The sequence below is a fragment of the Collinsella sp. SGI.241 genome (assembly GCF_050312955.1).
In the GTDB taxonomy this organism is placed as follows: Bacteria; Actinomycetota; Coriobacteriia; order Coriobacteriales; family Coriobacteriaceae; genus Collinsella.
The window spans coordinates 1-20,515 of record NZ_JBNPKM010000011.1; the positions used below are offsets into that span (position 1 = coordinate 1).

The window sequence follows — 20,515 nt, forward strand, 5'->3', positions numbered from 1 at the left end:
GACCAATTGACTACTTTATATTTAGAAGTGCTCGATATATAACCATTGGAGTCGACAACATCGGCATAAATTTCGTATTCACCAGCTTGCGGCAAAGTCCAAGTAACAGACGGGCTGGTCAAATCTTGACCAATTACACCCCAATTTGAGCTGTTCCAATCGGCTCCAACTTTATGCCAAACAAATTTGTACTTAAGATCATCGGTCTTACCGGTAACATTCACGCCAATCTTAATGGAAGATCCAGCACGCCCTAATTCTTCAGAGAATGTAATTCCATCAATGGAATAAGGGTGCGGAAACTGCGCAATAATAGCAGCGGCATCAGCCTCGCCAAGACGACGACAGCCATCATCAGAAAAGTAGTTAGCGACATCGCCGGAATTCGAAATAAAGCCATGTTCAATTAAGATGCCAGGGATCCCCTGCTCGCGGGCGCATCGGATTACCGCAAACTCATCTCCCACTTGCATCTGTAAAACACCGCGGTACGTAAGACCCATAGCAGCAAGGTTATTCATAACCTTATTGGCAAGCTCAACAGAAACCTGTGTATAGTCTGATCCATTTGCGGTGGGGGCGTAAACCTCAGCGCCATGAGCGGCGGAAGGACCGGAATTGATATGAAAGCTCACGAATGCTTGCGCGCCCTGATCAATGCAGCGCTGGACGCGATATAGAAAATCATTGCCGGAATAATTGCCGTATTGTTCACGGGCAAGAACAACCTTGAAACCGTATGCCTCGAGCTTATTCTTGCATGCCGTCACTATCTTCCAGGTAAGATCGGCCTCGCTTTTGCCATTACCCTGCGCACCGGGGTCAGATCCACCATGACCAGCATCAAGAGCGACTACGCTAACGTTGCGAGCGGAGCGAGCGGCATAAGTAGAAACACCATCCGGAGAATCGGCGCACTCCAACGCCTGCTGAATAGACTGTGCCTCAACAGCATTTCCATCCCCATCTGCATAATAAACAGATGTGCCCTCGGAGTTCATAGAGCTATCTACGAGGGTGAACGAATAATCTCGATCAGAAAGATCGATCTTATGTTCAGTCCCATCTCCCTCTAGATAATACGAAATCGAAGTAAGGAAATAAGTATTAGCTTCGAGTTTTGCGCCAAAGGTAAAGGCGGCAGAATTATCAGCCGTAGCAGACGCGTCGACAGAGCCCTTTACGCCGTTGGCACTCACATAGCCAAGCGTAGCAGAGGAAAGAACTTCGCCGTCATTAGGCGTAGCAAAAGCAATGACCTGATCAGCTCCAGAGGGAAGACTTGGGAAGGCCAGGTAAACGTATTGGAAGGTCGACTCGACCGAATCGACCTGTTGATCGGTCTTGACATCGCTTTCAGTTGCGCCTTGGCTCAACGAGTCGATAGCCTCACTATCCCCTTCAACCGGAGATTGGTCGACGATGGCCTCGCTGCCTTCAACATCGTCACCGCGTGCAGCCACTCCGTCATCGCCTGCAGAAGCCACATTCGTCATAGCTTCAGCGGGCTGTGCCTCGTTCAACCCGTAAGCAGCAAGTACAGGACTCATCAATGACGAAAATGTCAGAAGAGCAGCCAAAGAAAAAGAAGTTGCAGCACGTAAAACCTTTTTCATATTGAATCCCCAGTCAAAATGAATATCCATGTTGCAACATTATCCATCAATTATCTCTTCTTTTGAACAATTGTCATCGAAAGGAATCGTGTTGAATCAAGATGGCACGAACGGAGAGTCCCGGCTCGTTTGGTCACCTGCTAAATAAGCAACCCTTACCGTTGCCTCCACCCAAACGCAACTAAAACCGTTGCAAACGCAATTAGGTATAATTCTTCCAAATCGCCTAGAGAAAGTGTTTGAATGCTGACCGTAATCGTGCCTACTTACAATGCCGAGCCGTATCTTTCTCAGGCTATAGGCAGCCTATTAAACGAAAAGAAAATTGAGCTGGAAATCCTCGCAATCAACGACGGATCCACCGACAACTCGCTCGCCATTATGCAAGATTTCGCTGCGCGCGACTCGCGCGTTCGAGTGATCGATAAGGCAAACCAGGGTTACGGCGCAACCTGCAATCTGGGCATTCGCGAGGCAAAGGGCGACTGGATTGCCATCCTCGAACCCGATGACTGGATCGAGCCCGGAATGTACTCCGACATGCTTGCCTTTGCCAAGCGCGAATTTGGCGATCCGAACAAGCTCGATATTATCGAGACCCCGTATTGGATCATTCGCAACCCCGATACCCCCCAAGAGGTCAAGCTACATTGCGCATATCGCGGTCGCATTAAACCGCCTCGGCAACCGTTCACCATTCACGACGCTCCACACCTGCTGGCCCATCATCCGTCCATTTGGTCGGCAATCTATCGTCGCAATTTCCTGATGCAAAACAATATCTGGTTTAAGGAAATCCCCGGCGCAGGCTGGGCCGACAATCCATTCCTTGTCGAAACGCTCTGCCAGGCAAAGGCGATCGCTTACTGGCCCAAGCCGTATTACTGCTATCGCGAGGAAACGCCCGAAAAGGCAGCCGCGTTGGCCAAGCGTGACCCCTTGATACCGTTTAATCGCTGGAACGATATGGTCGATATTCTTGAACGGCTCAACGTCACCGACCCTGCCGTTTGGACACCGCAAATCACACGCGGTTTCACCTATATGGGCATCATGATCGAGCACACCGGAATTGAGGGGCACCCCGAAATCGAGCGGGCGATCCACAGGATGTTCGAACGCATGCCGCAAGAGCTGGTATTTGCCAATCCTCGCGTTACCCCCGCGGCCAAAAAGCTCTATGCCGAGTATATGGGCATCGCCAATCCAAAAATCAGCTACTGCGCATACGCCAAGGACCTCGTGGGCGAAGGCTTGTATAACGTATGGAACAAGGGCCCCAAGCAGACTCTAAAAATGATCACATCGCACTTTGGTTCATACAACGCACGCGCTGGAAAATAGTCTGATGGGCAGCAAAGCAAGCAGAAATACCTCCATCGAGGCGCTGCGCTTGGTAGCGGTCGCCGGTATCGCGGTGTTCCATACCTTTCAGTGGACCTTCCAAGCCGTCTGCACCAGCCTACCGGAATACGCGCCGCTCGCTGTCTTCCCTTACTCCGGCGCGCTCGGCTTTATCAACCTGCTGGGCTGCTGGGCCAACGAGGTCTTCTTTATGATCTCGGGATACTTCCTTATTCCCTCGGCGGTACGCGCCCTCCAAAACGGTTCATCCGCGCAGGGTCTCACGCTTAAATCGCTTGATCGCCTCAAAAAGATCGTCTTGCCCACGCTCTTTTATTGCGCCACCTGCCTGTTTGTTTCGATGTACGTCTATCCCCTACCAGAAATCTCGCTGCATGAGATTGGCTGGCTCACGTTGGGCATCGAGTTTATCTGGGTCTACGCCGTCTCCGTATTGCTTGTCCCAGTGATTGCGCTGATACGACAGCGAATCAACAGCATAAGGGCCCCGTTTGTCGTAGCGCTCCTCGTGCTCACAACATTTGGAATCAATTGCTACATCGCGGCGACGACAAACGAAGCTGCCGGTATCGTTTTGTGGCGCAAGCTCATGAGCGCCGTTACCTACCTGGTCGCGTTTATTGCAGCTGGAGAAATGCGGTTTGCCCTCGAATACCACGGCAACGCATCTGGCGCTCAAAAATCCAAGATCATACTCATCGGACTCGTTGCCGCACCATCGCACTCGAGCTTCTGCTATCGGCAAATAGCCAGTACGACGCGCTCTGGAAGCTCTCCTACAAGTCCACTTCCGTCATATCCTTTATCTTGGCCACCGCATCCGTTGCCGCCGCAGCGCTCCATCAGCCGCGCCACGAAGTCCCAGTTGCAGACAAGACAATCATATCTCTCGCCGCAGGAACACTCGCTTTCTACGCCGTACAATCGTTTACCTGCAATGTCTGGCGCCCCATCTTCGACAAGGCAATCTACACCATGGCGAGAGGCATCCAAACGGGAGAGCCCCGTCCAGCCGCCGCCATTTTGCTCGGAATCCTTATGAGCCTTTGCCTCGCGCTTGCCCTACTCCTCGTGGATATCGTTCGCAGGGCCGTAGTCGAGTCCATCAAGGCCCGTATGAACGGCTAAGCGACCTTCTGACTCCTCAGACCACGAAGCGCGCTTACACCCGAAACAAATAAAATCGCAAAGACAATCGCCCAATTCTTGCAGCCAAATACCGGAATATGAACGATCGCATGGTCATGCATAACAACGAAACTACCCAGAACAACAACCAGAGGCAGTGCCATGAGCAGCGACTGAATCAACACCTTGCACCGACGACCGTCTTGCGCGCCGCCCCGTATCGAGCAAACGAGCACGGCAACCCAAATCGCCAATACGGCAGCAAACGAAACAAGGCAAACGACGTTCGAGATCATCGCATAACCGGCAGTTGAGCAAATGGCGAACAGCTGCGGGCTCATGCAATAAAACTCCTTCAAAATCTGAGGCCAGTCAGCCTGGGGCAACAGTGACGAAGTCCCATGCGCAGACCAAAGGCCCATCTCGCCCAGAACGTTCGAAAAGACCTCGTCCCAGCCCAGCACAAATGCCGCGACAACCCATTTCATCGCCCAGGTAAACACAAACGAAAGCCCAAACCCAAAGAGCGCCTGCAGCATCGTGACGACGCAACGCTTGGGGCGCACACCCTTGGGGAGCGCAATGAAGGCGAAAAAGCAATGCAGGGCGACAACTGCGGCAGGAATCGTTAAAAAGTCAAGAAACGAAAAAACGGCGCCCGTCGCTATCGACCAAAGGACAAGGCGGCTTGTGAAAACCCGTGCGTTCGGGGCCAAGCCCAAACGAAGGCTCATGCAAGACATCATGATGAGCGCCACGAAGAACGAGATGCACAGCAGCAGATCACCGATAAAATTGAAAAACAGATTGGTCGAGAACAGCAGGATTGTAAGAAACCCCAACGTCAATGGCTTTGAAAATCGCTTCCGTAAGGCAACGTAAGCGCAAGCGGAGCCGGCAATCGCCAGAGCGGCCGCAGGCACCACGACAACGTCGATACCACCAATAAACAGGCAGACATTCGTAAGTAGCTGCCATCCATGCCAATACCGGTAGTACTGCTGATGCGTAATCCCGCCGGCTTTCGTAACGTCATCAATCTCGGCAACAGTCATCGTCTTAAACGGAGAACCTTGGTCCTTTTGCTGTGCGACTTCAATGATAAAGCGATTGTTATCAAAGCAAACAGGACCAGCTGCAACACGGTGGTCGTAGACATACATGTCAGACAACAGGGCAGAGGACTCCGAACCCTGCGCATGTGACTCGACAACGGGCCTCGGCAGGCAATTCGCCGCGGTATTGCTCAGGACAAATGCGACCTGAAAAACCAAAAACAGCAACATGACCTTGACGGGAAGGCTATCGGCAAAGGAAGCTAAACGAGTTTTATTCACAGGGCATCCAAACAGAAAGATCGCGTCCACAGGAATCGGCACCTACGTAATACCACAATGCGCGCTTGAAATCTCGCCACACGTCAACCAGGCTTGTAGCAAACGTTCTTGGTGATTAGCGGAACATTACCCGCGGGCGCCCGCCTACGCTTACAATAGTCGTGTCCCATGGGACACGTTGTTTATTCCGCAGGGCCGATATGCTGCCCACGCGAAAGGATATTCTCGTTCATGACTTCTACCCTCCCCGCTCCCATCGACAAGCTCGCCATCGTCGTCGTCACGTACAAGCGCCAGGAACTTCTGGCCAACCTGTTCGACTCCATGACCGAGCTCACGGCCGCGCCGTGGCGTATCGTAATCGTCGACAACGAGAATTCGCACGAGACCGAAGCCATGTGCGCGGCGTTTAACGAGCGCCTCGCCAACCTGTGGGGCATCGACGCCGATCAGCCCGACGCGCAGGGCGGCACCGACCGCGTCATCTACGCCCCGCAGCTCGAAAACGGCGGCGGTGCGGGCGGCTTCTCCGCCGGAACCAAGTGCGCCTACGATCTGGGCGCCCAGTGGTTTTGGGTGATGGACGACGACGTGCTCGTCATCCCGGAGGGCATCGAGCGCCTGGCCAAGTGGACCGACCGCTACGACGTCATCCAGGGTTCGCGCCTGGACTTTGACGGCGGCGCCTTCTTTTGGCAGTACCAGCTGATCCTTTCGCTTGGCATCCCCAACCCCATCGCTAAGTGGGACCTGGGCCCCGAGGGCTACCGCGCCATGAACCAGCTGTGCTTTGAGGGTGGCCTGTTCTCACGCCGCGTTGTCGACAAGATCGGCCTGCCCGACGCTCGTTTCTTTATCTACGGCGACGACGCCTGCTATGGCTATGTCGCCAGCCAACACTTCCCTGCCGCCGTGGTTGCCGACGTGGTGCTCAAGCGCGCCCGCGCCGTCTCCAACTGGGATATCGCCGGCAAACGCCAGCTCAACTCTACCAGTGACACCAATCGCTACTACATCATGCGCAACCGCGGCTACTTGGCCCGCTACATGCAGATCTACGGTGATTACCACCCCATTTTGTTCCGTTTGGGCAATGTGGCGACCTTCTGCAAGGAGTTTATCCGCCTTGCCGCCGTCGACAAGTGCTTTAAGACCGGCATTCCGGCGCTGCGCCGTGGCATGAAGGATGCCCGCAAAATCGTACGCGACCCCAACTGGAAGCCCATGCCGCCCATGAAAGAAACCGAGTAAAGCCGGCCCTCCTATAACTTCTGACACGCGACGGTAACTCGTTGCCCATCAAAGCCAAACCCCCAGCGCATGCGGCCCACAGCAGGACGTGGCACGCGAATGTCGTCGAGACCGCTCCGTTCGATATTGAGCAATGCCTGTACCGACAGAAGCTCTAGGCCCAACGCATCGACATCGGGGGCGTACAGCATGCTGACCGAGATAAGCGGGCGGCTATCCAATATGCCAAGCGTATCCGCCGCATCAAAGGTATTGACGGTCGGAAACACCTGGAAACCCCCAAACTCCAAACCGTGCGCTCGTTTTGTAACGGGGTCGGCATACCCAGGCAACCCAAAACAAAGACCCTGCAGTGCCAAACGAAAAGCCAGTAGCAAATCCGACTCATCTCCTTCGACGCCCAAGTCATCAATAATTGCGTCCAAAGCTCGCCTAACTGCACGCTCGTCTCCGCGGCAAAGACCCTCTTGGAAATCATCGATAGTCTCGGCACTCTCGGCAGCGCACTCGAACCATTCGATAATCACAAGACGCATCGCATACCGGAGCTCGTTATTGGGAAGGCGCAGGGCGCGGGGCAGACTGCCGTCCGCCTGGTGATCGGTCGCATCTGTCGTCAGGAGTCCACTCAGATACAAATCGGTCCAAATACCTTCTGCTGTCCCGGCATCAGGCTTCACGGCGTCCAAGCACAGTGGCGCCTCAACACAGCCATACGGATTAAGCAAATCAAACATTGCCGCAAGCCATCTTAAATCCCAGGCGCCCACAGTCTCGTTCAGACAATCGGCATAGCAACATACATCAAAGCGCGTTGGCGGCAGGCAGCCCCGAGCCAAGAACTCAACCACACGAGCCGGGTTCGAACAATAGAACCCGCCAAACCGGTAGCCTTCGAACCATTCGCGCGCGCAAGCCAGTCTGTCGCTCTGACCAGTGCAATCTAGCAGCGCCCTGTTTTCGGCATCCGAAAAACCAAACCAGCGATCGCACCAGCTCGACAAGGGAGAAGCCAAACAATACGGGCAGTTGCGATGCGCAAATGCCGCCTGTGCGGGGCCGGGTCGCTCCCCCATCAAGCAAACCAGCCGCAAAGAATCGATCGAGGAGACAATGCCCTCAAAAAGCAAGCGGTCAAGCAACTCGACAAAGCACGAGCCATAGGCGCCCTTCGCCTGCATATGATTCGTAAACGCCGCGTCATACCCATCAACCAGCAGCACAACCTGTTCATCACATGCCATACAGAGGAGCTCGATTAACACGCCAAGAGCCGAATCGATTTCATCAGGAGCGGCAACACCGCGCGCTACGCGCTCGATATGGCGCACGTCGCCGCGCGCTAAATCGGGAACATCCAGTAGCGGCAACAGACGAGCGCACTCACGAGCGACGACATCGCGCATGGCGGCCTCGGCATCGGCGCCTCGATAGGAGGAAGCAGAAAAATCCAAAACAATGACCGGATAGCGTGCATACTCATCACGATAGATGCCATCTTCTGCGTCCCATATTTGGCTACCGATGAACAGATTCACGCTCGACGAGCCGGGCACAGGACGCTCCAGATAACATTTGAGCATGGAGAGGTTCATACTCTTGCCAAAACCATGAGGCCGACAACAGAGCGCCACAGTCGATTCGCAATCTAAGATATCGGCAATAAACATGGTCTTATCAACTAAGACACAATGATCGGCGGCGTCGGCAAAATCATGAATATCAATCGGCAGAACAACATTTCCGCCGGGATTGAGCAACTTTACGTCAAAGGTGTTATCAATATCATATATTGCCTGTTCAGACACCGTTTTATCTCCCCTTTTAGAATAACGATGCCATTTTAGCGACCATCTTGATAACAATTTTATTGTTCAACAAATGATTCGGGTAACGGTAGAAATGACTCCATAAGGGGGGGCATAACAAAACGATTCGCAACAAATAGGGGTCCGGTGCTATCGCATCGGGCCCCTATTTCAATCCCTAAGGCAAAACACTCGCTGAGAGCCTACTTTTGGGCGTCTTTCTCCGCAGCGTCTTTGTTTTGCTGGTCAAGTTTATGCTTACCGCTCACAATAGACGTAGCGCCCAATGTGGCCAAGCTCGCGCTGGCAAGGCTCGCCATCAAAATCAAGTCACCCGTCTTGGGCATGCTGCCCTTAGAGGACTCAGTCGTCGTGGCTGAAGCAGTCACAACCTTGGTCTTACCCTGGTTCTGGTCGGCGGCATCATCAACCAGGCCCTTGGACCCATTGTCGTCCGTGTGCTTGCCATCCTTATCAAGGCGGGGATCCTTCGATTCCGCACCGTCTGATTCCGTGCCCTTGTCGGAATCAGACCCCTTAGAACCCTCGTCTTTCGAATCGCCCTTAGCATCCTCGGTCTTTTCCGTAGCGCCCTGGTCGGAGCCATCCTTCTTGGAAGACGAGCTGCTGTTGATGTCAACCATCAGCGAGGAGCCAAACATGGAGCCAAGTTGTTCGCTCGCAGAGGGTTTGCCATTCGTCGACGAGTCGCTCGAACCGGCAGTCGATCCACCGGCGGAAGAACCAGACCCTGCCGCAGCATCTGCGGAATTCGAAGGCGAGGCAGACCCCGCGCTGCCGGCCGAACCGACATCGCCATTTCCATCGCTTGCTCCGGCATCGTTCGAAGGAGTATCGACGGTATCCTCGTCAGCACCATTGGTATCGGCACTAGGCCCAGAGGGAGCAACGGGAGCGGCGGGCGCCGGAGTCACGGGCTCGGGCTCGGGTTCAGGCTCGGGCTCAGGCTCAGGTTGAGGCTCGACCGGCGGCGTCGCCGCGGCCTCGTCCTCGGTAATATAGACCAGACAATCCTTAAGCTCGTTCTTGTAACGGTTCTTCCAGCCCGCGTGATATTGCGGCTGGCTCGAGTACTTACGGGCAACGTTATTGACCACGCTGCTGGAAAGCGCCGTCACAAATTCACGGTCGGTCATATCGTTTGTAAGATTTGCCCAGCGGAAAAAGTCCTGGCAGCCATAGGTGCCGCACATGTTGGTGATGCTCCACACCATACCCTTGACGCAATCGGCGCGGCCAGAGATATCAATACCAAGCGCGCTCTTGAGCCAGGCCTCGGTCACCGCGTAATAGGAGTTGTATGCATATGAATCTTGCAGCGCCGAGAACTCAGCCGGATCGGCGTTATAGGCGCCCTGGAAGGCCTCCTGTGCAATGCGGCCCAGATCCGTCAGCTGACCGTTCGAATACATGGGGTTGCTTGCGTTGGAGATATCGCTCCCGCGGTCAATTGCAGACTTAAGCATGCCGTACTTGGCAGGATTGTAGTTATAGACCTGCTTCATAAACGGGACGAGCGACCAGCGTCGGTCGAACTGGTAATAGCCCAGCGCGTTATAGCCGTCGCCATACGAAAAGCCCTGGTTATAGTTGCCGTGGCTCTCATACTTGGTAAAGTACTTCATCTCGCTGGTCACATTGACAAACGAGACGCCTTGGACCGACCTCAGCACGCCCGAGAAAGACTGCTGGGTATAAAGGCCCTTATCGATATCGGTGGCATCCGAGGCAACGCCCGGCGTGGGCTCATCCGCAGCAGCGGGCGCGGGCGCGGCAACGGCGCCAAACGAAAGAGCCAGCGTCAATCCGGCAACAATCGCAGAATGCTTGGGCTGCATAAGATCCTCCTTGCATTGGTGTAGTTAAAGTGCAGTTTGCAAAGATAGATTTAAGTATCGCAGCAAGACCGATGTCGTACAACAGCAACTCGACAAACGGTAACGCCCTCCGCGAAATCTTGAGGAATTGCGCTCGAGTTACAGCTTGATATCGAAGTTAATCTCGGGCACGGCCGCCAAGTCGGCCAACGTCACGCCGTCGACGTACTTTTCAATCACGTCGTCCAGACCGCGCCAGAACTTCACAGTAGAGCACAGATCGCTGCGAGTGCAGTTGTTATCGATGCCATCGCATGCGACGGGCGCCGTGCTGCCCTCGACGGCGCGCAGTATATCGCCGGCTCGCACCTCGGCCGGGTCCACGGCCATCATGTAGCCGCCGCCCTTGCCGCGCACACTCTTGAGCAGGCCCGCCTTCATAAGCGGACGGACCAGCTGCTCCAAATACTTTTGCGAAATATGCTCGCGGTCGGCAATCTCGCGCAGGGCGATTTTGCCCTCGGCGTCACCGAGCGCCGCGATATAAATCATCAAACGGAGGGCATAGCGGCCCTTAGAAGAAATGAGCATACCTACCCTCCCGGTGCGCTTGAGAAAAAATCATCAGCAGAGTTTGCCCCCGATGCCAAGCGTGTGGGACAGACAATCCCGATTATTATGTCCCACATCTGAAAAGTCGAGTGGATTAGTCGGGTTTTCCCTTGACTAACGCCGAACCCATAGTAACTTTATTCCGAGAAGATTCCTAGGGTTTAGTACACCTATGAGTACACCATATACAGAGAGGGACAGCATGAGCGCAAATCCGCTGCTTTCCATCGAAGGTCTGACCGCCTCCGTGGACGAGAAGACCATCCTCCACAACGTCAACCTCAACGTCGCCGCCGGCGAGACCCATGTGCTGATGGGACCCAACGGCGCCGGCAAGTCCACCCTCGGCCACCTGGTCATGGGCGACCCCGTCTACACCGTGCAGAACGGCCGCATCGTCTTTGACGGCCAGGACATCACCGAGCTCACCACCGACAAGCGTTCGCGCGCCGGCCTGTTCCTGAGCTTCCAGGCTCCGGTCGAGATCCCGGGCGTGCCGCTGTCGAGCTTTTTGCGCGCCAGCATCGCCGGCCGCCCCGGCCTGGAGATGAAGGGCAAGGAATTCCGCCGTCGCGTCAAGGAACTCGCGGCCGAGCTCAACATGGATACCGCTTACCTCAACCGCGAGCTGGGCGTAGGCTTCTCGGGCGGCGAGAAAAAGAAGGTCGAGATGCTCCAGCTTCTGCTGCTGCAGCCCAAACTCGCCATCCTGGACGAGACCGACTCCGGCCTGGACGTCGACGCCCTGTCCACCGTCAGCCACGGCATGGACGCCTACCGCAAGAGCTGCAACGGTTCCATGCTCATCATCACGCACAACACGCGCATCCTGGAGCACCTGGATGTCGACCGCGTCCACGTTATGGTCAAGGGCCACATCGTGCGCGAGGACGATGCCTCGCTGATCCCTTGGATCGACAAGAACGGCTTTGAGACCTTCGAGCGCGAGGCCGCCGAGCAGCGCGCCCAGGCCGAGGCAGCCGCTGCCGAGCAGCAGGCGTAAAGGGGCGACGCAATGACCAAGAACCGCACCGAGGTCGCGGACATCGACCGCAGCCTCTACGACTTCACCTATGGCGAGGAGGGATTCGAGCGCCTCGACGCCGGCATCACGCCCGACATCGTGCGCGAGATCAGCGCCAAAAAGGACGAGCCGCAGTGGATGCTCGACCTGCGCCTCAAGTCCCTCGAGATTTTCAACCGTTTTCCCGACCCGACGTGGGGCCCCTCCATCGAGGGCCTGGACATGGACAACATCGTCACCTACGTCAAGCCCAACACCGACCAAAAGCACGACTGGGAGTCGGTGCCCGACGACATCAAGAACACCTTTGAGCGCCTGGGCATCCCCGAGGCCGAGCGCAGCTACCTGGCGGGCGTCGGCGCGCAGTACGACTCCGAGCTCGTCTACCACAACATGCAGGACACCGCGTCCAAGATGGGCATCGTCTACTCCGGCATCGAGGAGGCCCTGCACGACCCGCGGTGGGAGCCGCTCATCCACGAGAAGTTTATGACGCTCATCCCGCCCACCGACCACAAGTTTGCGGCCCTGCATGGCGCCGTATGGTCGGGCGGCTCGTTTGTCTACGTGCCCAAGGGCACCAAGCTCGATTTTCCGCTGCAGAGCTACTTCCGCCTCAACGCCAAGGGCGCCGGCCAGTTTGAGCACACGCTCATCATCGTCGAGGACGATGCCGACCTGCACTTCATTGAAGGTTGCTCCGCGCCCAAGTACAACGTGGCCAACCTCCACGCCGGCGCTGTGGAGCTCTTTGTGGGCAAGCGCGCACACCTGCGCTATTCGACCATCGAGAACTGGTCCAAGAACATGTACAACCTCAACACCAAACGTGCGCGCGTGGACGAGGACGGCGACATCGAGTGGATCAGCGGCTCCTTCGGCAGCCACGTGGGCTACCTCTACCCCATGAGTGTGCTCAACGGCCGCCGCGCCCGCTCGAGCTTTACCGGCATCACCTTTGCCGGCGCCGGCCAGAACCTCGATACCGGCTGCAAAGTCGTGCTCAACGCGCCCGATACCTCGGCAACCGTCGAGACCAAGGGCATCTCCAAGAGCGGTGGCATCCAGACCTTCCGCAGCTCCATCGTGGCCACGCCCAAGGCCGAGGGCTCCAAGGCAACCGTGAGCTGCCAGTCGCTGATGCTCGACGACCAAAGCCGCTCCGACACCATCCCCGCCATGGACATCCGCGCCAAGAACGTCGACATCGGCCACGAGGCCACCATCGGCCGCATCGGCGACGACAAGGTGTTCTATCTGATGAGCCGCGGCATCTCGGAGGAAGAGGCCCGCACCATGATCGTCAACGGCTTTGCCAACCCGGTCTCCAAGGAGCTGCCGCTTGAGTACGCCGTCGAGATGAACAACCTGATCAAGCTCGAGATGGAAGGAGCGATCGGATAATGAAACAGACCACCAACACGCCGAACGCATTTACGTCATCCGAGCTTCTGCAGTGCGACGTATCGGGAGCGACGAGCCCGACGACGCGTACTAAAGGTACGCGAGGAGGGTCGGAGCCCCGAGACGGCGTGCTGCAGGAGATCGGGGGCGTCAACGCGATGCCGGCTGCCACTTGGGGTTGGCTCAAGATGAACCAGACTAAGCTCGAGCTTTCGGACGAACTTGCCGCCGCTCCCGCCGAGGCCGTTGAGGTCGAGGGCCTGGACGAGCAGATCCATGGCGCGGCCGACGCCTTCGATGCCGCCATGGACGCCATGGCCGAGCGCTTCCCCGAGCGCCGCGCCTCTGCCCCCGGCGACGCCGCCGACCGCGCCCGCATCACGCCCGAGACCGAGCTCGACGTGCCCGCCACTTCCGTCTACCAGGCCGGCGCCATCAAGCTCGAGGAGGAGCTCTCCCCCGCCGAGGCCTTCGAGACCGGCATGGGCGAGGCCGCCTACACCTATCTGGCCGACCATGCCACCAAGCGTATCGTCATCGATGTGCCCGCCTACGGCCGTGCCACGGTCACCGTGCGCGTGAGCGGCGTCGATGTCGCCGCTGCCATCGCCGCCATCGATGTCGTCGCCCGCCCGCAGGCAACGCTCGACCTGCAGATCGCCCTGGACTCCCCCGTTACCGGCGAGGGCGTCGTGGGCTCCGTGCTGCGCGTGTGTGCTCACGAGTACGCCACCGTCAACGTGACCTGCACGCAGACGCTCGACGACAGCTGGATCGCGCTCGACGACACCGGCCTGTTCCTGGACGAGGGCGCACGCGTCAACGTGCAGCACACCGTACTGGGTGCTGGCGCCAGCGCCACCGGCCTTGCCGGCGACCTGCTGGGCGATACCGCCAAGGTGACGATTGACACCGATTACCTGGGTGCCCGCCAGCAGGTACGCGACTTTAACTACGAGCTTCGTCACCGCGGCCGCAAGACCGAGTGCGAAATCGATGCCAACGGCGTGCTGACCGGCACGTCCAAGAAGGTCTACCGCGGCACCATCGACCTCGTGCACGGCTGCAAGGGTGCCGTCGGCACCGAGCGCGAGACGGTGCTCTTGGCCAACAAGGGCGTCGACAACAAGACCGTTCCCGTCATCCTCTGCGACGAGGACGACGTCGCCGGCAACCACGGCGCCACCATCGGCCACGTCCGCGACGAGCAGCTGTTCTACCTCGCCTGCCGCGGCCTTGACCAAAACGCCGCCGAGGACCTGTTCATCCGTGCCAAGCTGGAGGACGCCGCACTTTCCGCCGCCGACGAGCGCACCCGCGCCGCCGTCGTCCGCCTGGGCAACAACCTGATCGATAACTTTGAGGAGGAGCTCGCATGATCGACACCGAGCACGTTAAATGCGATACCTGTACTGCCCCCGAGCCCATGGAGTTCGACGCCAGCGATGAGGCCTCGCGTGGCTGGCCTACCGTCGACATCGAGACCAATCCCTACAAGGCGCAGTTCCCGCTGTTCCAGCAGCACCCCGAGATCGCCTTCCTCGATAGCGCCGCCACCGCGCAGCGCCCCGCCTGCGTGCTCGACGCCGAGCGTGACTTCTACCAGCGTATGAACGCCAACCCCCTGCGCGGCCTGTACTCGCTGTCCGTCGAGGCCACCGAGGCCATCGCGAAGGTGCGTCAGCAGATCGCCGACCTCATCGGCGCCTCCCAGGCCAACGAGATCGTCTTCACCCGCAACACGAGCGAGTCGCTCAACCTGGTCGCCAAGAGCTTTGCGCCCACGGTGCTCGAGCCCGGCGACGAGGTCGTCATCACCATCATGGAGCACCACTCCAACCTGATTCCGTGGCAGCAGGTCTGCCGCGAGACCGGCGCCAAGCTCGTCTACCTCTACCCCACCAAGACCGGTCAGCTCACGACCGAGGAAGTGCTTGCCAAGGTTGGCCCCAAGACCAAGATTCTGGCCGTGGGTCAGATCTCTAACGTGCTGGGCGTCGAGAACCCGGTCAAGAACCTCGGCAAGCTCGTGCACAAGTATGGCGGCTATCTGGTCGTCGACGGCGCGCAGTCGCTGCCGCACATGCCGGTCGATGTGGCCGATCTGGGAGCCGACTTCTTTGCCTTTAGCGCGCACAAGGCCATGGGCCCCATGGGCATCGGCGTGCTGTGGGGCAAGATGGATCTGCTCAACGCCATGCCGCCCATGCTTACCGGTGGCGAGATGATCGATTCGGTCACCGAGCAGGACGCCGTCTGGGCGCCCGTCCCCGAGAAGTTCGAGGCCGGCACGCAGGACGCCGCCGGCGTCTTCGCCACGGGCGCGGCGCTTGATTACCTCGTCAACACAGTGGGCTACGAAAACATCCAGGCCCGTGAGCAGGCACTCGTCCACTACCTGATGGGCGAGCTCATGCAGCTCGACTTTGTCCAGATCATCGGATCCATCTATTGGGACAACCACCACGGGGTCGTCAGCTTTAACGTCAAGGGCATCCACCCTCACGACGTCGCGAGCATCATGGATATGGACGGCGTCTGCATCCGTGCCGGTCACCACTGCGCGCAGCCGCTGCTCACCTGGCTGGGCGTCGAGAACCTTGCCTGCTGCCGCGCCAGCGTGGCCTTCTACAACGACAAGGCCGATATCGATAAGTTCATCGCCGGCCTGCATCACGTTTGGAGCACGTTCAATGGGTAATCTGTACACCTCCACCACGTTTATGGAGCACAACTCCCACCCCGACTACAAGTACGAGATGGATGCGCCCACGCACGAGCACGACGGCATCAACCCCAGCTGCGGCGATGAGCTCACCCTGCAGCTGCGTGTCGAGAACGATGTAATCGAGGAGGCATCCTTTACCGGGCACGGCTGCGCCATCAGCCAGGCCAGCGCCGACATCATGGCCGACCTCATCACGGGCGAAACGGTCGAGGAGGCTCGTCGTCTGGCAGGGCTTTTCCTCGCCATGATCCGTGGCGAGGAGCTCTCCGAGGAAGACTTGGAAGACCTAGACGAGGCCGCTCAGCTCCAGGACATCTCGCACATGCCCGCCCGCGTCAAATGCGCCGAGCTCGCCTGGCGCACCCTCGACGGCATGCTCGAGGGTCAGGCTAACCAGTAACGGATGCCCCGAATCCAAGGTTTTTGATTGCCGAGCCGCCCGATACGGGCGGCTCGGCTTTTTCATAACGAGCGCACGCGCAGCCACGCTTCCGGCACCCAATCTGTCATTTATCGCACGGCCAACCGCAAGCACAATCGTTTTTCACAGTACAAAAGGCTTGCCACAGGGCCACGGGGCACGCCGAGCAAAGCGCCAGGCACCGTCCTACTAGGCTCCGGCTCGCCTCCTGCCTGCCGCAGACGGGTCCCATAGGGTGCGGCGTGCATTTTTGCGAGTATTCAGCACGCCAAGCTATGTGCATACAAATCACGAGCATAAATTAGCGCCTTCGGGCGCGTATATATTGCGTTTTAGAACAGGCGTTACGGTCTACGGGGACGCAAACGCGTGCTTCGGGGCGTATTGGCAGACAAATAATTGTCTCGGGGCCCGCAAGTTGCAAGGTTATAGCAGTTCCGACAGCACTACGATGCTGAAAACTCCGCTTTTTGCACGGCGTGGACGGGGGTAGGCACGGGCAAAACCGGACTGAGCTATTGTTTTATGCAAGACGGCAATCATTCTATGCATATTTAGAAGTGTAGTTAACGTCCAAGCATTTAGAATGATGGTCCCAGTGGGCAGACAGCCCTATCCCAGGCTGTCATCAGTCCGCACCGCCGTTCGAGCACGGGCGCGCACAATACGAGAAGCGGTGCTTTTGCTTATCCCCGTATACCGCTCAATCTGGCGCACCGTAAAACCAGCATCGCGCAATCCAAGAATAACGATATTGCGCTGCGCCGGCGGCGCCGCTTTAACCCCCTGGAGCGCAACCCCGCATCCCTTCGCCAACTCGTCGGCAAAGGCGCGCCGCTCCAACTCCATCTCTACCAAATCGCGCATCGCCGGATCGCCGCCGTCGGGCGTCGAAAGCGAATAGGCAATAAAGGCTTTGGCAGAACCAAAAAGCTCAAGCACGCAAGAAGGATCGGAAAATACCCTCGTAGCATCTGCCTCGTCACCGTCGTAAACGCGCAGATGCTCCGCAAAGCTGCTCCAGGGATAACGCTCAATTAGGTTGATGCCCGCATCCTGCGGATCGGCGTGAACGGAGCGAACAGCCTCCATCACCTGCCGGTCGGTATCGAGCGAGCGGCGCTCAAAACGTTCCCGGAACAGGCAGCCCGAACGCCCGGTACGCTTATTGAACCGACGAGCATACGTCAACAGCAGGCGTTGCATGGCTGCACTCATGTTGTCCTCATAATCCAAAAGTACCAGATCCACATGGTCGCCCATGAGGCACCACGCCACAATCGTTACCTGGGCATCGCGGCAGCAGTCGCGCATCAGCTCCAAAAACTCCCACCGGTCCTCGTCGCTCTCAAAGATCAGCTGACTGCCCATACCGCGGGCACAGACATGGTAAAAACCGGTGATCGTTTTCCAAACACGCTGCATGGCGCTCCCTTCGCCGGGACCTGCTTACCATCCAATACATCACGATTGAAACGTGCCATCAAAACATTCACGCAAAATGGCACCCGTCGACGGTAAAAGGCGGCAAACCGACGGCGAATGGCATCATAACCACAGGCTAGACACCGCAACATGGGCAAGAACTAACCAATAACTTGACCAGAACTGACCCCCTAAAACGTAACGCATAACCGCAACCAAGCTTGTTAAATCGTTTCAATTGAAAGTTCCGCGCTTCTCGTTACGAAAACTGCGCCGTTCGCCGAATATTCCGTGCATTTCGCGGTATTATAGGGGCTGCATGTCATGTCCCTTTCGAAGGGTCGCCCGGCAATCACCAGCCACGACCTCCAGACGGGACGCCAATACGATAGAGAGGAGAGGCATGCAGTACTCACAGGAAGTGGAGAACATGTGCCCCGTTGCCAAGGGTGCATACCACGGCCCCGCACCCATCCCCGAGGAGGGCAAGTGGGTCCAGGCTAAGGAGATTTCCGACATCTCCGGTCTTACGCACGGTGTGGGTTGGTGCGCACCTCAGCAGGGCGCCTGCAAGCTCACGCTGAACGTCAAGGACGGCATCATCGAGGAGGCCCTCGTTGAGACCATCGGCTGCTCAGGCATGACCCACTCTGCTGCCATGGCTTCCGAGATCCTTCCCGGCAAGACCATCCTCGAGGCCCTCAACACCGACCTCGTCTGCGACGCCATCAACGTTGCTATGCGCGAGATCTTCCTGCAGATCGTTTACGGCCGCAGCCAGACCGCGTTCTCCGAGGGCGGCCTGCCCGTGGGCGCCTCCCTCGACGACCTCGGCAAGGGCCTTCGCTCTCAGGTCGGCACCATGTTCGGCACCAAGGCCAAGGGCGCTCGTTACCTCGAGCTCGCTCAGGGCTACGTCACCCGCATGGCTCTCAACGACAAGAACGAGATCATCGCGTTCGAGTTCCTGAACCTCGGCAAGTTCACCGACGCCGTCAAGGCCGGCAAGACCCCCGAGGAGGCCATCGCTGGCGCCATGGGCCACTATGGTCAGTGGGAGAACGCTGCCAAGTACATCGACCCGCGCACCGACGAGGAGACTCACTCCGTCGCCAGCGTGTTCCCGGTTCACGAGTAGAAAGGGAGGGAAATAACTATGACTGTTACGTTCGAAGGTTACGAGCGCCGCGCTGACAAGATCAACAAGTGCCTCGCCGACAACGGCATCGCCTCCCTCGAGGAAGCTCTGCAGATCTGCACCGACAAGGGCTTCAACCCGCGTGAGATCGTCAACAACACCCAGTCCATCGCCTTCCAGAACGCCGAGTGGGCCTACACCCTCGGCTGCGCTCTCGCTGTCAAGCGTGGCGCCAAGAACGCTTCTGAGGCTGCCGCCATCATCGGCGAGGGCATCCAGGCCTTCACCGTTCCCGGCTCCGTCGCCGAGGACCGCAAGGTCGGTCTGGGCCACGGCAACCTGGGCGCTATGCTGCTCTCCGACGACACCGAGTGCTTCGCCTTCCTGGCCGGCCACGAGTCCTTCGCTGCCGCTGAGGGCGCTATCGGCCTGGCTCTGAACGCCAACAAGGCTCGTAAGAAGCCGCTGCGCGTTATCCTCAACGGTCTGGGCAAGGACGCCGCCCAGATCATCGCCCGCATCAACGGCTTCACCTACGTGAAGACCCAGTTCGACTACTACACGGGCGAGCTCAAGGTCGTCGAGACCATCCCCTACTCCGATGGTCCCCGCGCTGCCGTTAACTGCTACGGCTCCGACGACGTCCGTGAGGGCGTTGCCATCATGTGGCACGAGAACGTCGACATCTCGATTACCGGCAACTCCACCAACCCCACGCGCTTCCAGCACCCCGTCGCTGGCACCTACAAGAAGGAGCGCATCGAGGCTGGCAAGAAGTACTTCTCCGTCGCTTCTGGTGGCGGCACTGGCCGTACTCTGCACCCGGACAACATGGGCGCCGGCCCTGCCTCCTACGGCATGACCGACACCATGGGCCGTATGCACTCCGACGCCCAGTTCGCCGGTTCTTCCTCCGTGCCTGCGCACGTCGACATGATGGGTCTCATCGGCATGGGCAACAACCCCATGGTCGGTGCCACTGTCGCCTGCGCTGTCGCCGTCGAGGAGGCCCTCAAGGCCTAATCGCGCCCGCGCGATGCTCATATAGCTGAGCTTTGGAGCCGCTATCCACCCGGGTAGCGGCTCTTTTTTATTCCAAAACAGCCAATCGCTTTGGATTGCTCCACGAAACCGGCCCATCTACTACGTTTAACCCGCGCAGGTCGACCATAGCCGGGTTTTTGAAAATCAATAAGCCGTCTACCTGCGGTTTTAATTTTGTAATTCTCGGTATGGTTGAGGGTGACCGCTCAAACGTAGTAGATAGGCCCATTTCGTGGCGAGCGGATCGACCCGAGGCGCAGGACAGCTCGTAAAGCCCTGTTTCAAATTGACTACTCCAAAATAGATGTCCGATATATCAGTTGCAGCGAAACACGAGATGCCCGGAGACGAAGCCAGCGAATGCGTATGACGTCCA

Annotated in this window: 16 protein-coding genes; 10 read left to right on the plus strand and 6 right to left on the minus strand. The window is 57.8% G+C overall.

What is annotated here, in order from left to right; genetic code table 11:
* On the minus strand, positions 1–1,646 hold a 1,646-nt coding region (locus tag ACQQ92_RS06050; RefSeq protein ID WP_427796030.1), incomplete at its 3' end, for an N-acetylmuramoyl-L-alanine amidase.
* Positions 1,647–1,859: 213 nt separating this feature from the next.
* Between ACQQ92_RS06050 and ACQQ92_RS06055 the strand changes: the two genes are divergently transcribed.
* The gene (locus ACQQ92_RS06055; RefSeq protein WP_427796031.1) at positions 1,860–2,960 is read left to right on the plus strand and encodes a glycosyltransferase family 2 protein; all 1,101 of its coding nucleotides are present in this window, start codon (positions 1,860–1,862) and stop codon (positions 2,958–2,960) included.
* Positions 2,961–2,964: 4 nt separating this feature from the next.
* Complete coding sequence (locus ACQQ92_RS06060) at positions 2,965–4,023, plus strand: acyltransferase family protein (protein WP_427796032.1); 1,059 nt, start codon at positions 2,965–2,967, stop codon at positions 4,021–4,023.
* Between the two features lie 82 nt (positions 4,024–4,105).
* On the opposite strand, the gene ACQQ92_RS06065 is transcribed toward ACQQ92_RS06060, so the two are convergent.
* A complete protein-coding gene (locus ACQQ92_RS06065) occupies positions 4,106–5,446 on the minus strand; it encodes a hypothetical protein (protein WP_427795377.1) in 1,341 nt (446 codons plus the stop codon).
* 231 nt (positions 5,447–5,677) lie between these two features.
* On the opposite strand from ACQQ92_RS06065, the gene ACQQ92_RS06070 reads away from it, so the two are divergent.
* A complete protein-coding gene (locus tag ACQQ92_RS06070) occupies positions 5,678–6,697 on the plus strand; it encodes a glycosyltransferase (RefSeq protein ID WP_427796033.1) in 1,020 nt (339 codons plus the stop codon).
* 11 nt (positions 6,698–6,708) lie between these two features.
* Here the strand turns inward: ACQQ92_RS06070 and ACQQ92_RS06075 are convergent, their stop codons facing one another.
* From ACQQ92_RS06075 to ACQQ92_RS06085, 3 genes are all read right to left on the minus strand, one after another.
* Positions 6,709–8,505 carry an AAA family ATPase gene (locus ACQQ92_RS06075; protein ID WP_427796034.1) on the minus strand — a complete coding sequence of 599 codons (1,797 nt, stop codon included), beginning with the start codon at positions 8,503–8,505 and terminating at the stop codon, positions 6,709–6,711.
* A gap of 203 nt (positions 8,506–8,708) precedes the next feature.
* Positions 8,709–10,364 (minus strand): hypothetical protein, encoded by a 1,656-nt coding sequence (locus tag ACQQ92_RS06080; protein WP_427796035.1) that lies wholly within the window; start codon positions 10,362–10,364, stop codon positions 8,709–8,711.
* Between the two features lie 138 nt (positions 10,365–10,502).
* On the minus strand, positions 10,503–10,934 hold the full coding sequence (locus ACQQ92_RS06085) for an RrF2 family transcriptional regulator (protein ID WP_154518293.1): 432 nt from the start codon (positions 10,932–10,934) through the stop codon (positions 10,503–10,505).
* A gap of 223 nt (positions 10,935–11,157) precedes the next feature.
* Here ACQQ92_RS06085 and sufC point away from each other — a divergent pair, with 223 nt between their 5' ends.
* From sufC to sufU, 5 genes are read left to right on the plus strand one after another with little or no spacing between them, the layout of a single operon-like run.
* Entirely contained in the window at positions 11,158–11,958 is an 801-nt protein-coding gene (sufC, locus tag ACQQ92_RS06090; protein ID WP_427794569.1) for a Fe-S cluster assembly ATPase SufC, read from the plus strand.
* Positions 11,959–11,970: 12 nt separating this feature from the next.
* The gene (gene sufB / locus ACQQ92_RS06095) at positions 11,971–13,383 is read left to right on the plus strand and encodes a Fe-S cluster assembly protein SufB (protein ID WP_154518287.1); all 1,413 of its coding nucleotides are present in this window, start codon (positions 11,971–11,973) and stop codon (positions 13,381–13,383) included.
* On the plus strand, positions 13,383–14,762 hold the full coding sequence (locus ACQQ92_RS06100; protein WP_427796036.1) for a SufB/SufD family protein: 1,380 nt from the start codon (positions 13,383–13,385) through the stop codon (positions 14,760–14,762). Before sufB ends, ACQQ92_RS06100 begins: the two co-directional genes overlap by 1 nt.
* Complete coding sequence (locus ACQQ92_RS06105) at positions 14,759–16,084, plus strand: aminotransferase class V-fold PLP-dependent enzyme (protein WP_427796037.1); 1,326 nt, start codon at positions 14,759–14,761, stop codon at positions 16,082–16,084. Before ACQQ92_RS06100 ends, ACQQ92_RS06105 begins: the two co-directional genes overlap by 4 nt.
* The gene (gene sufU / locus ACQQ92_RS06110; protein ID WP_427718807.1) at positions 16,077–16,511 is read left to right on the plus strand and encodes a Fe-S cluster assembly sulfur transfer protein SufU; all 435 of its coding nucleotides are present in this window, start codon (positions 16,077–16,079) and stop codon (positions 16,509–16,511) included. Before ACQQ92_RS06105 ends, sufU begins: the two co-directional genes overlap by 8 nt.
* Before the next feature lie 633 nt (positions 16,512–17,144).
* On the opposite strand, the gene ACQQ92_RS06115 is transcribed toward sufU, so the two are convergent.
* Positions 17,145–17,957: a transposase gene (locus tag ACQQ92_RS06115; protein WP_427796038.1), complete on the minus strand. Its 813-nt coding sequence runs from the start codon at positions 17,955–17,957 to the stop codon at positions 17,145–17,147.
* 403 nt (positions 17,958–18,360) lie between these two features.
* Between ACQQ92_RS06115 and ACQQ92_RS06120 the strand changes: the two genes are divergently transcribed.
* Both ACQQ92_RS06120 and ACQQ92_RS06125 read left to right on the plus strand, forming a co-directional pair.
* Positions 18,361–19,095, plus strand: a complete 735-nt coding sequence (locus tag ACQQ92_RS06120) for an iron-sulfur cluster assembly scaffold protein (protein ID WP_006235554.1) — start codon at positions 18,361–18,363, stop codon at positions 19,093–19,095.
* Between the two features lie 18 nt (positions 19,096–19,113).
* Complete coding sequence (locus tag ACQQ92_RS06125; protein ID WP_154518278.1) at positions 19,114–20,118, plus strand: GGGtGRT protein; 1,005 nt, start codon at positions 19,114–19,116, stop codon at positions 20,116–20,118.
* Positions 20,119–20,515: the final 397 nt, after the last annotated feature.